This is a genomic window from Shewanella canadensis (assembly GCF_003966225.1).
Lineage (GTDB): Bacteria > Pseudomonadota > Gammaproteobacteria > Enterobacterales > Shewanellaceae > Shewanella > Shewanella canadensis.
Genome location: NZ_RXNU01000011.1, coordinates 1 through 11,607, shown reverse-complemented (window position 1 = coordinate 11,607; position 11,607 = coordinate 1). Strand labels below are relative to the sequence as shown.

Genomic DNA, 11,607 nt, shown 5'->3' with positions numbered 1-11,607 from the left:
TAAAACATGTTAGATCCAAAATTTTTACGTACAGAATTAGAAGCTACGGCCGAGCGCCTGGCAACCCGCGGTTTTATTCTAGATGTTGAGCGTCTAAGTAAGTTAGAGGAAAAGCGAAAGTCGTTGCAAATGGCGACTGAAGAGCTGCAAGCTTCCCGTAATGCTATATCCAAATCGATTGGACAAGCAAAAGCGAAAGGGGAAGATGTTGCACCTATCATGGCTCAAGTGGGCGATCTTGGTTCGCAACTTGATTCAAAGAAGCAAGAGTTGTCAGAGTTACTTGAAACATTGAATGCTATTGCCATGAGTATCCCTAACTTACCTGATGAATCTGTGCCTGCCGGTGTCGATGAAAGTGAAAATGTCGAGGTTAGACGTTGGGGCACACCTAAAGAATTTAACTTTGAAGTGAAAGATCACGTCGAACTTGGTGAAACTTTAGGTGGGTTAGATTTTAAAACAGCGGTCAAAATTTCCGGCACACGCTTCATTGTCATGAAAGGGCAAATTGCCCGCATGAATAGAGCACTGGCGCAGCTTATGCTAGATGTTCACACGACAGAGCATGGCTATACTGAAGCCTATGTACCTCTGTTGGTCAATGAAGAGAGTTTACTTGGTACGGGTCAGTTACCAAAATTTGGTGAAGATCTTTTCCATACCAAACCTGCAACTGAAGAAGGCCAAGGTTTAAGCCTTATCCCAACAGCGGAAGTTCCGTTAACGAATATCGCTCGCGATACCATTATCGACGAGAGTGAGCTTCCGGTTAAACTGACTGCTCATACTCCTTGCTTCAGAAGTGAAGCGGGATCTTACGGTCGTGACACTCGTGGTTTGATCCGTCAACACCAGTTCGACAAGGTTGAACTGGTTCAATTGGTTAAGCCTGAAGATTCGATGGCCGCATTAGATTCATTAACAGGTCATGCTGAAACGATTCTACAAAAGCTGGGTCTACCTTACCGCACCGTTGTTTTATGTACCGGTGATATGGGCTTCGGTGCAAGCAAAACCTTCGATATTGAAGTTTGGTTGCCGGCTCAAAATACCTATAGAGAGATCTCATCTTGTAGCAACATGCAAGACTTTCAGGCCAGACGTATGCAAGCCCGTTACAAGGCTAAGTCAGCGAAGAAGCCTGCACTATTACATACATTAAATGGCTCTGGACTCGCTGTAGGCCGTACGCTTGTTGCGGTAATTGAAAACTACCAAAACGAAGACGGCAGCATCACAGTACCTGAAGTTTTACGTCCATATATGGGCGGTTTGGAAAAGATCGGTTAAAGCCGTAATTTACTTAGGCATTCATTATATTTAGATGAGTTCCTTAGCTTTACTAAGCATGGTTAAAATAGTCAGTAAAATAATAATTAAAACAAAGGATTAAGTGCAATGGATAATGGTAGGCGCTACTTTCAGTGGCTTACCTATGTGGCGATCATCTGTGTGTTTGGCGCTGTAATGTTCGCTACATTCGGGAAGGCTGCATTAGTCGTAATAAAGAACATAACCTGAGACATTAAAACCCGAAATTTCATCATAGAAACTTCGGGTTTTTTATTGGAACATGCAGGACTTGAGTACAAAGGGTGTTTGGCGACATCTATGATGTTCGCTACATTCGGGAAGGCTGCATTAGTCGTAAAAAAGAACATAACCTGAGACATTAAAACCCGAAATTTCATCATAGAAACTTCGGGTTTTTTATTAGAACATGCAGGACTTGAGTACAAAGGGTGTTTGGCGACATCTATGATGTTCGCTACATTCGGGAAGGCTGCGTTAGTCGTTATAAAAAATATAACCTGAGACATTAAAACCCGAGATTTAGTATTTGAAGCCTCGGGTTTTTATTGGAATACGCAAGACTAGAGTACAAAGGTTGTTTGGCGACATCTAAGATGCCCGCCAGATTCAGGAAGGTTAGATACATTTCGCCGGTTTAGGTAAACCTGCAACCTTTGTCGCTTGTTTAGCCGGGCCGGTAGGAAAGAGAGTATACAAGTACTTAGAGTTACCCTTATCGGCACCTAACTTTTGGCCAATGGCTTTAACCAGTATACGTATTGCCGGGCTTGTCTTGTATTCTAAATAGAAATCACGCACAAAGTGAATGACCTCCCAATGAGCCGGAGTGAGCGTGATCTGCTCTTGTGCGGCTATGAGTTCTGCAATTTCTTCGTTCCATTGCGATACCTGCTTAAGGTAGCCCTGATGATCTGTTTCGATCTGCTCGCCTTTATATTCAAAACTATTCAACTGCTATTAACCTCTGGACCTGTTAGATCCATAACTGATCTGACTAATGTTTAAAGGGCTGATGTCCAGCCAAACCGACAAAGATGATAGTACTAAGATGAGAGTACTCATCACCAAGTGATCACCTTGTCATGCGTTAAAGACTCTTTTACGAATGTGTCGTAGTCGATAAGGGGATAGTCTTTAAACCGCTTGCTCAATCCACGAGCTTCGACATCGTCCTTGAGTAACATGACCCTGATATCGGCTAATCTCTCTCGCCACTGAGACAATAAGAGACTATTCACGCCATTTCCGGACAATAGTACCGAGTCTTGTTTATCCATATATTTAATGCAACATGCGAGCGCATTATCTTGTTTGGCTGACGTTTGAATATGGTGTAAATTCATCAGAATACTAAGACCTCATCAACCTTCGATAGCTGCTCTGTTATTAATGATGGGGAAACCATATCAGCCTCAATGGTGAGGTCTGTCAAATCAAGTCCATACTCGAGTAAAGACTCTTCGCAGACGAGTACTGTCTCTACATCATACAGGGGGAGGGCGCCGAAAGTGGCAATATAATCTTTCGCGCCAATAAGTTCCGGCTGCTGGTCTTTGACAAGGTTAAGTACGCCGTCATCGACAAAGATTAAACTGACTTCCTGCTCGAAACTGGCACTCAAGAGTGCGAGATCTAATGCCTCTCTGCCATGAGGAGAACCATGGGGGGCCCGGCGAAATAGTATCGCGACTTTTTTCATTTTAATCTGCTCATCAACAATCACACATTCCTAAGATCTTAAAATAATAGTGTCCTATAACAATAGTATCCTAAAAGCTTACCACTCTGTCGGCAGCCTCTATACCTGTAACCAGCTCACCCAAGCCGCCCATCTCGAACGGTTTCTCCATATTCCAATGGCTAAGCCGATTCTCCTTAGCCTCATTTTGAGACAGGACACCCCGTCTCAGAGCGGCCGAGACACAATTAACCAGCTGAACTTCATATTGCTGATTCAACGACACCCAGGCATCGGTCAGGTTAAATTCATCGGAAGCCGGGCTGTTAAGAGTATTGGTATTTAGCACGCCATCTTGATAGAAGAAGACTCGTTCAATTTCGTGACCTGACTCCAGTGCGGCTTTCGCAAAGCGGTAGGCATTATAGCTGGCCGAACTCGCATAGGCTGCGCCGTTGACCTGAATGATGAATTTACTCATTTAACAAATTACTATATTGATGATAGATAGGCAAAAAAATAGCCCCGATTATGGGGCTATTCTAACTAAAATTTACGGTTGAAACACGTTATTTTGGATATGCCATTCAATGGCATAATAATCCAATACTCGTTCATCCAATAAAAGTATGTGTCCTTAGTCGTCGCCGCCGATACCCATTAGATGAAGTAGAGCGATGAATAGGTTAAGGAAATCCAGGTAAAGAGAGATTGTGGCGCGGATGTAATTTGTCTCGCCGCCATTAATGATACGGCTGGTGTCATAAAGAATGAAACCAGTCATCAACAAGGCGATACCCGCATTAAGCGCCATAAATACCATGCTGTTGCCCAAGAACATATTAACCAGCAAGCCGACAAACATGATCACTAGACCGGCAATAAGGAAGCCTCTCATAAATGAGAAATCTTTCTTAGTTGTGATGGCATAACCCGATAAGGTCACAAAGATCACTGAAGTTAAACCAAGGGCTTGCATGATTAACTCTGGGCCATTTGCCATGCCGGCGTAATGGTTAAGAATATAACCCAGTGAGGCACCTTGCATACCGGTAAAGGCGAATACCCAAAACAGACCCGCAGCAGATTCAGCCTTTCTCAATGTCACAAATAGAATCGCTAAGCTACCAAGTGACATGCCGATAGAGACCATAGGGCCAATCTGTAATGCCATTGCCATACCTGCACAAACTGCAGAGAATGCCAATGTCATCGAAAGTAACATGTAGGTGTTTTTCAGGAGCTTGTTCACTTCCAGTGTGGAAGCTCCTGTAGAATAGAGTGTTTGTTGTGTCATATTGCTCTCCGAAAACCTTCTGGGACGATCACTAACCATCTTGTTTAGATTAACCTAAATCAAAAGAGTTCCATTATCCATGATTTAGTTTCTAAATTTAGGGACTAAGTCAGTGCTCAAGTAAATCTTAAGTTATTGAATCATACATCAGCTGGAAACAGGGTTAAAGTGACAAAATCGATTTTCATCGACTCATCAGCCTCTATTTCCCTGAACCTTAATTGAAGCTTAAATTAAGGTTCGATTCTGGATTAATGGAACCAGTCTTCATGTAACTTTTCACTATCACCTAAGTATTCAAGTACCCATGACATAGCCGGTGACATGTTGGCACCGTTCCACGCCAGGCAACAGGGACTCGGTGATTTTATCGTGACTAACTCCTTTTGTATGAGTGCGCCAGCCTTGATGAAGGGCTCGGCAAAATGCATTGGCATGTAACCAACACCAAGGCCCTCTCTGAAACAGTTAATCGCACGTATCCAGTCAGGCACGACTAAGCGACGCTGATTTTCGAGTAACCAAGTCATACGCTTTGGGATCTCTCTTGAGGTATCTTCGAGACAGATTGAAGGGTATTGACGCAACTCATCATCGGTTAGTGGTCTGTCAACCTCTGCAAGAGGGTGCCTCTTGCCGACTAAAAATGCCCATTTTATATCGCCCATATCTTTAAAGTGATAGTCACCACCCACCGGAATCGCCGTTGTTGCGCCGATAGCAATATCGCTTCGCCCATTGGCAATGGACTCCCACACACCGTTGAATACTTCAATTCGAATGATCAATTCTACGTCGGTGAAATGCCGGTAGAAATCGGCAATTAATACACTTATTTTATCGGCTCTGACCATGTTATCTAACGCGATAGAAAGTGTGGGTTGCCAACCATTAGATACCCGCTTGGTATCATCTTTCATGGCAGCCATATTGGTGAGAATAGACCGTGCCTGTTTTACGAAGGATTCGCCAGCCGGGGTGAGCGTCACACTACGATGATGGCGTTCAAATAATATGGCCCCAAGTTCCTCTTCAACCTGTTTTACCGCATAGCTGACGGCCGATGGAACTTTGTGCAATTTGTTGGCCGCGGCGGTGAAACTCCCGACACGAGCGACCATATCGATTAATTGGAGTGATTGTTCAGAAAGCATACCAGCAGTTCCTTGCTGTGAAAATTATTGAAAGCTGATGTCAAAAATAAACGTTTCACATCATTTAAGCAAGTATTTAGACTCCGGATCCTCAGTAAACATCAGATTAAATATTTATATGAATCCAGTTAATAACACCAAGTACTTCTTCTTTTTAGGCTACCTTGCATTGCTCAGCATGTTGGGCTTTATCGCGACCGATATGTACCTTCCGGCATTTAAAGCGATAGAAGATTCGATGCAAGCAACCCCAGCTCAAGTCGCAGGCTCGTTAACCTGTTTCCTAGCCGGTTTGGCCATAGGACAACTCCTGTATGGACCATTAGTACAGCGTATAGGAAAACGTAACTCACTGCTATTAGGTCTTATGATTTTCGCAGCTGCAAGCTTCTCACTTGCATCGAGTGAAACAGTGCTCTCTTTTAACATTGCCAGATTCTTTCAGGCACTAGGTGCGTGCAGTGCGGGTGTCATTTGGCAAGCCATTGTTATCGAGAAATATGACGCCACTAAAGCCCAGAGTGTTTTTTCTAACATTATGCCGCTTGTAGCACTTTCACCCGCATTAGCTCCACTCCTGGGGGCCTTCGTACTTGAAAGCAATGGATGGCCGACTATCTTTCTGATTTTAACTTGTTTAGCTATCTTTCTTATGTTGCTAACAGTCTTGTTTGTGCCTAAAGAAAAAGTGAGTTCCACTGCACAAGAGGGAACTAAAAAGCTCACTTATTGGGACTTATTGAATAATCCTAAGTATCTGGGGAATGTTGTTATCTTTGGTGCCTGCTCTGGTGCATTCTTTGCTTACTTAACCGTGTGGCCGATCGTCATGGAGCAACATGGATATCAGGCTAAAGAGATCGGACTAAGTTTCATACCACAGACCATCATGTTTATTGTCGGTGGCTATGCGAGTAAGATCTTAATTCGTAAAGTGGGCACAGAAAAGTCACTCAGCGTCTTACTGACATGTTTTGGTGTGTGTGTAGTAGCGATTGTCGCCTGTTCATTGCTAGTTAAAATGGACAGCATTCTACCTTTGCTGATCTCATTCTCAATCCTTGCAGGTGCAAATGGTGCTATCTATCCCATAGTGGTCAACAGTGCCCTTCAGGAGTTTACCAAGCATGCAGCAAAGGCGGCGGGTCTGCAGAACTTCCTTCAGATCAGTATCGCTTTTGGTGCCTCTAGCCTCGTTGCTATCTGGGCAAGCTATGGTGAAGTTGCCATTGGATTTGGGATCTTAATCTGCTCCTTTGGTGTCATTGCCGGTTACAAGTTAAGAAACAGCAAATCATGGGAGAAAGTACGGGAAGAATTTGTTATGCCAGATCCTGCCCGCGTCGCACTGAAGCAAGATAAGCTGGATCTTGACTGAAATTTATTCGAACACGCTAATTTGAATAAAAAACAGAGATAAGGACTTTACATCGTTATCGAGTCGCTATATTATTCGCGGCGTTCGGAGAGATGGCAGAGTGGTCGAATGCACCGGTCTTGAAAACCGGCACGGGTTTATAGCCCGTCTAGGGTTCAAATCCCTATCTCTCCGCCATATTGAAATCGAGAAAAGCCGTTGATTATCAACGGCTTTTTTTGTATCTGAAGCATTTCGGAACAGTCCTACAGGATTGACTGAGACAATGCACTTATTCCGCGCTCCAAATTGCACCTATTACACACGTATTTGCTACCCAAAGTCTTTGAGAGATATGGGTTTTCCCTTTGATGTAAAAATTTCCTTGTTAACGAAAACTAGAGCCATCGCCAAAAAACGAAATTTACGGGTGATTTTGGCTGTTAATCAAGCAATGGATTCAATTACGACAGAAACTGTTCCAGGTGAATTCAAATCCTCACTAAATAAACAAATTGATGCAGTTCGACTTAGTTTCAGTGACGTCTCTGCTGAAGGCGTTCCACTGCGTTTTGCCACAAAGGGTAAAATCGAGGTAAGGGGACCGAACTTAGCGGTTAAACAATGCGAACAAGTTCCTCTTAAGCTTGCTTTAGAGATGTTCATTAGCTCTAAAAGCAAGGAAGGGGTTCGCACTTTAACAGTACAGCAGCTTCATCAGCGTATTAGTCATTTTATTGATGCCATTAAACCTGATTTCACCGATGAGGTCACGAGCGCTTGTGCGCTTGGCTATAGAGATTTGTTACTCGACGAGGGAAGAAGCCACAAAACCAATAAGGATTATCTCGCTGCTTCGTCACAGCTCTTTAAATGGTGTTGCCTAATGCAGTTCACTGACGCTAATCCATTCGCATTGATCACACTTAAGCAGCACTCCCTGGTTGAGCCTAATTCAGCGCGAACGCGCTGGCAGAAAAGAGATTTACAGGCCTTATTTAGTCATGAAGAGTTTCAAAAGGCTGAAAACGACTTGAAGTGGGCCACATTGCTGATGATGTTTCAAGGGCTGCGACCCTCTGAGGCTTGCCAATTACGTACCGCAGACGTTATTAAACAAGAAGGACTTTATTGTATCAAGATTAATAATGGGGGCGAGAAGCAGAGAGTAAAAAATGCCTCATCTCTACGTATTCTGCCGATTCATCAATTTTTATTAAAGCATGGCTTTATTGAACTGGTTGAAAGAGCTAACAAGGCCAAAAGGGTTCAGCTGTTTAGCTATATTCCGACTAACCAAAATGAGGACTGGAGTCGGCAGTATTGTCAATATTTTGGGCGAATGCAGAACCGAATGGGGATGAAGCCAGGTTCTAGACCAACGCCCTACGGCTTTAGACACACTTTTATAGATGAGCTGAAACAGCATGAAGTTGACGAAAACATCGTAGCTGAGCTAGTGGGGCATAAAAATCAAAAAATCACATTCGGCAGATATGGGAAAAAATACAAAATTTCTCTATTAAAAAAATACGTCGATGTCATTTCATACGATATTGATTGTACTCGATTATTTTAGCTAAATGAACTCTGTAACTTGGTTCACCTACTTGGTGAAATTGGTATACTACTGATTTATAAGCACTTTAGTATGGTTTTTGCTTTTTGTGCTGTGTACGCTGTTGACAAATATCAAGGGCAGCGCTTGCTCCCCTCAGGTCAACATTATGGAAAAGTTTAACGATTACGCAAAGCAATATTTAGCAGAGAGCAAGTTTGATAAAGCACATTCAACCTATGTGAGTGAGTGCTCGAAAGTTAAAAATCTAGTCATTTTTTTTGGAAAAAAACAAATTAGGTCGATAAGTCAATCTGACATTAAGCGATGGAAAATTAAAGTTCATCGACGTTTTAGCAATAAAACCATAAACGAACATTTTACAATTCTTAGAGCTATTTTTTCTTGTGCATTAAGTGATTGTGTTTTGGGTCGTAACCCGATGACTGGGGTTGAAAACCTTAAAACACATACCGCTGAGCCAAAACCATTGGGACGTGAAGAGCTTTTAAAGCTTTATGCTACACCTGCCCAATGTGAAAGTGGCAAAGCACTGGTGTTTCTAGGCGTGCTAACAGGGTTACGAATTAGTGAACTCATAGCTCTAACTTGGGATTGTATTGATTTTGAATCGAGAGAAATCAAAGTTCATACGGCAAAAGTCTTGGGCAAATACAAAGTCCCTAAGACTACTAGTTCAATCAGAACTGTTGAGATGAATCAGCACGCATTCGCGTTGTTAAAGAAACACTATGAAGTCACCGGTACCCTTAAGTCTCGTGTCATTAGAGTGCTTCAGAATGATAACAAGACAATTGAAAAACGACGTGTTCAACATTTGTTTATCAATTCTCAGAGCAATAAGCCATTCATCGACTCTAAGCAGTATTCAAAAACATTCTTCACCCCACTTTTAGCGAAGGCCTCTGTGAGACATCGAGGTCCCAATCAGCTGCGTCACACGTTTGCTAGTCAGTGTTTAACTGCTGGAATTAGTAAAGAGTGGATTGCGAGACAACTTGGTCATAACTCGACGAACATGGTCGATAAGCATTACGCTCGCTGGCTTCAAAGTGACGCACCAGATAATGCCGCAAAATATAGTGATGCTATGGGGTCTGTTTTTGCTGAACCGTCAGCCAGTCAGTTGGATAATAGCAAGTCGGTACCGGCTATCGTCGCATCAACCTGGCGTCAGCTTCAACCCAAAGGCCTATTTTCCGCTTTTATCATGGGCCCGCTTCGCGAAGGTCAACCTGATGTGTTTGTTGTTCAGCGTAGGGGAGGCCTGACTCATGTTTGATTCGATATGGGCCTTAAAACGCATTTTGATATGGGCCGGAGATTGCTTTGGTTGTGGCCACGCTCTGAAAGTGGACCGTGGTATTAACCAGCTAAGCTATCGTCACACTTTTGGCTACGCAAAAGATGAAACGATAGCTGCTGGCAAGGGGGAGCCCTTGACCCCGTTTTTGCCCCACACCTCACAAGGAGGTGTGGCATGAAAATTATCCGCTTTTTATATCGACAAATGAATCTGAATACGACGGGGAAGCACCGAGCAAGAATTCGTAAAACACTAGTCCACTCGCTTCGTATTCTTACAGAAAAGAAGTCAGGGCCTGAATGGGATGAGTCATTATCTGGAGGAAATTTACTTTGGTTCCAGAACAAATGTCGACCGCTCGATGACTATACGCCTGAGCAAAAACAAGTTGTATTCGATACGATTGTACCCCCAAAACAAATCACCAACATGTCACGAGTTAAAACTAAGCGACGGCAGTACAAAGCAAAAATTCAAAATGCGATAAAAGTTGAGCGTATGCATGGCCATGATGATGCCGCAGATTTGTTATGGGATCTTATCGGGATTTCAGATGATGTACATATCAAGGAGATCAAGCTTGCCGAATTTGAGATGATGACCATGAATCGCCATAAGCAGCGAATAGAGATGGTAAAGACATTTATCAAGGCACACAACAAGCTCATTGACTCCAGGCCCAATAAAAATGCTACTTATGTGCAGGAAGGGATCCTGAAGATTCCACACCGTTGGCAGGTTGGTAGTGATATCGTTAGCCCACAGGACTTTATCGACTTTACCAATGCATTTTTAACTCACCATTTCCCAAACTATCCTATTCATGCGTTGGTCGTTCACACTGACGAACGGGAGAAAAAAGAATTGACGGGGGCTCACTGCCACTATTTTTTATCTGGACAAGAAACTGTTTTTGGCAACTGGGACTTACTCAAAACCCAGGTTGAAGTGGTGAATCAATATCAACGCGAGAAAAATAAACGCTTAGCAGCTGTAGCTGAGGCCACAGGCGAGGTTAGTGCTAAAACAAATATAGAGGATGAAGAGGCGGCTGGTGCTGACAGCGAAGGGGAGGCTGAAGAAGAGCTACTGCCGGAAAATTGCATTTTGACGTTGGAGCAGAGCGCTATTCATGGGGAACGATTTCAGCGTATGTTTTTTGATTTTGTTAACGACAATCTATTAAATGACAAAGGATTAAATGCAGAGATAGCGCCGGAGTCTGAACGCAAATCCGAAGAACGTAAAATTTTGAATCGTGATGCAAAAAAAACAAAATCGGAGCGACCTTACAACTATGCTACACGTAGCATAGAGCTTAAAGAGAAGCGGCTTGCCCACATTCAAAACCAGATAGTAGAGCAGCATCAAGAGTTAGAAAATGTTCAGTTAAATATTGATAGACAAAAGATACAGGGGCAGCAGGAATTAGATGCAAAACAGGTAGCTAAGGACAGCTTAACAAATGATGTAAAGCAACTAGAAACAGAGATAGAAAATAAATTAGAGACAAAGTTTGTCAACTACCTTTCTGAGCTGTGCAGCGCTATCTACGCACGCACTAAGGCGTTAAATAAAGGGAATGATGCGCTGGCTGCAAAGTTTGCTAAAAACATAGTCACTAAGATACATGGGGCCTCCACACCTGAGCTTGAGCAGGCGTGCATTCAAGTATTAAACATTGCAGGGGACGATGTGTTGCTTAATGAATATGACAGTAGCAATGATACATCCCCTAATGAGGTAAGCCCTGAAGTAGTTTAGCAATAAACCAAAATGTTGAGATAAAATTGAGCCTGTAAATAATTTTGTGTAACTACCTTTCAATCAGTACCCTACATGGGTCAATGGAAGGTAGAACATGAACAAAAAAGAACTAGAAGCATTCGCTAAGGAAGCTGCAAAAGGCATTAAAACTG

Annotated in this window: 12 protein-coding genes and 1 tRNA gene; 7 read left to right on the top strand and 6 right to left on the bottom strand. The window is 43.0% G+C overall.

The window, feature by feature from the left end; all coding sequences use genetic code 11:
• Window positions 1-6: 6 nt before the first annotated feature.
• Window positions 7-1,293: a serine--tRNA ligase gene (gene serS, locus EKG38_RS17540; protein ID WP_126521515.1), complete on the top strand. Its 1,287-nt coding sequence runs from the start codon at window positions 7-9 to the stop codon at window positions 1,291-1,293.
• 639 nt (window positions 1,294-1,932) lie between these two features.
• Here serS and EKG38_RS17535 read toward each other — a convergent pair.
• The 6 genes from EKG38_RS17535 to punR all read right to left on the bottom strand — a co-directional run bounded on the left by EKG38_RS17535 (window position 1,933) and on the right by punR (window position 5,446).
• Window positions 1,933-2,268, bottom strand: coding sequence for a TusE/DsrC/DsvC family sulfur relay protein (locus EKG38_RS17535; protein WP_126521514.1), 336 nt, complete (start codon window positions 2,266-2,268; stop codon window positions 1,933-1,935).
• A gap of 110 nt (window positions 2,269-2,378) precedes the next feature.
• Window positions 2,379-2,660: a sulfurtransferase complex subunit TusB gene (tusB, locus tag EKG38_RS17530; RefSeq protein WP_185826896.1), complete on the bottom strand. Its 282-nt coding sequence runs from the start codon at window positions 2,658-2,660 to the stop codon at window positions 2,379-2,381.
• The gene (gene tusC / locus EKG38_RS17525) at window positions 2,660-3,016 is read right to left on the bottom strand and encodes a sulfurtransferase complex subunit TusC (protein ID WP_126521513.1); all 357 of its coding nucleotides are present in this window, start codon (window positions 3,014-3,016) and stop codon (window positions 2,660-2,662) included. The genes tusB and tusC overlap by 1 nt, the downstream gene beginning before the upstream one ends.
• A 70-nt stretch (window positions 3,017-3,086) precedes the next feature.
• Window positions 3,087-3,476, bottom strand: coding sequence for a sulfurtransferase complex subunit TusD (gene tusD, locus EKG38_RS17520; RefSeq protein WP_126521512.1), 390 nt, complete (start codon window positions 3,474-3,476; stop codon window positions 3,087-3,089).
• Window positions 3,477-3,632: 156 nt separating this feature from the next.
• Complete coding sequence (locus EKG38_RS17515) at window positions 3,633-4,292, bottom strand: Bax inhibitor-1/YccA family protein (protein ID WP_126521511.1); 660 nt, start codon at window positions 4,290-4,292, stop codon at window positions 3,633-3,635.
• A gap of 251 nt (window positions 4,293-4,543) precedes the next feature.
• Entirely contained in the window at window positions 4,544-5,446 is a 903-nt protein-coding gene (gene punR / locus EKG38_RS17510) for a DNA-binding transcriptional activator PunR (protein ID WP_126521510.1), read from the bottom strand.
• A gap of 118 nt (window positions 5,447-5,564) precedes the next feature.
• Here punR and punC point away from each other — a divergent pair, with 118 nt between their 5' ends.
• The 6 genes from punC to EKG38_RS17480 all read left to right on the top strand — a co-directional run bounded on the left by punC (window position 5,565) and on the right by EKG38_RS17480 (window position 11,452).
• Window positions 5,565-6,824, top strand: coding sequence for a purine nucleoside transporter PunC (gene punC, locus EKG38_RS17505; protein ID WP_126521509.1), 1,260 nt, complete (start codon window positions 5,565-5,567; stop codon window positions 6,822-6,824).
• An 86-nt stretch (window positions 6,825-6,910) separates the two neighbouring features.
• A tRNA-Ser gene (locus EKG38_RS17500) sits at window positions 6,911-7,001 on the top strand.
• Window positions 7,002-7,158: 157 nt separating this feature from the next.
• Window positions 7,159-8,382: a site-specific integrase gene (locus EKG38_RS17495; protein WP_185826895.1), complete on the top strand. Its 1,224-nt coding sequence runs from the start codon at window positions 7,159-7,161 to the stop codon at window positions 8,380-8,382.
• Window positions 8,383-8,530: 148 nt separating this feature from the next.
• A complete protein-coding gene (locus EKG38_RS17490) occupies window positions 8,531-9,664 on the top strand; it encodes a tyrosine-type recombinase/integrase (RefSeq protein ID WP_126521507.1) in 1,134 nt (377 codons plus the stop codon).
• Window positions 9,657-9,866 (top strand): hypothetical protein, encoded by a 210-nt coding sequence (locus EKG38_RS17485; RefSeq protein ID WP_126521506.1) that lies wholly within the window; start codon window positions 9,657-9,659, stop codon window positions 9,864-9,866. Before EKG38_RS17490 ends, EKG38_RS17485 begins: the two co-directional genes overlap by 8 nt.
• Window positions 9,863-11,452 (top strand): hypothetical protein, encoded by a 1,590-nt coding sequence (locus EKG38_RS17480; protein WP_126521505.1) that lies wholly within the window; start codon window positions 9,863-9,865, stop codon window positions 11,450-11,452. Before EKG38_RS17485 ends, EKG38_RS17480 begins: the two co-directional genes overlap by 4 nt.
• Window positions 11,453-11,607 lie beyond the last annotated feature (155 nt).

Bases quoted from the DNA above. Each gene is read 5' to 3' on its own strand.
- serS (WP_126521515.1), top strand. From the start codon at position 7: ATGTTAGATCCAAAATTTTTACGTACAGAATTAGAAGCTACGGCCGAG.
- tusB (WP_185826896.1), bottom strand. From the start codon at position 2,660: ATGAATTTACACCATATTCAAACGTCAGCCAAACAAGATAATGCGCTC.
- tusC (WP_126521513.1), bottom strand. From the start codon at position 3,016: ATGAAAAAAGTCGCGATACTATTTCGCCGGGCCCCCCATGGTTCTCCT.
- tusD (WP_126521512.1), bottom strand. From the start codon at position 3,476: ATGAGTAAATTCATCATTCAGGTCAACGGCGCAGCCTATGCGAGTTCG.
- EKG38_RS17515 (WP_126521511.1), bottom strand. From the start codon at position 4,292: ATGACACAACAAACACTCTATTCTACAGGAGCTTCCACACTGGAAGTG.
- punR (WP_126521510.1), bottom strand. From the start codon at position 5,446: ATGCTTTCTGAACAATCACTCCAATTAATCGATATGGTCGCTCGTGTC.
- punC (WP_126521509.1), top strand. From the start codon at position 5,565: ATGAATCCAGTTAATAACACCAAGTACTTCTTCTTTTTAGGCTACCTT.
- EKG38_RS17495 (WP_185826895.1), top strand. From the start codon at position 7,159: ATGGGTTTTCCCTTTGATGTAAAAATTTCCTTGTTAACGAAAACTAGA.
- EKG38_RS17490 (WP_126521507.1), top strand. From the start codon at position 8,531: ATGGAAAAGTTTAACGATTACGCAAAGCAATATTTAGCAGAGAGCAAG.
- EKG38_RS17485 (WP_126521506.1), top strand. From the start codon at position 9,657: ATGTTTGATTCGATATGGGCCTTAAAACGCATTTTGATATGGGCCGGA.
- EKG38_RS17480 (WP_126521505.1), top strand. From the start codon at position 9,863: ATGAAAATTATCCGCTTTTTATATCGACAAATGAATCTGAATACGACG.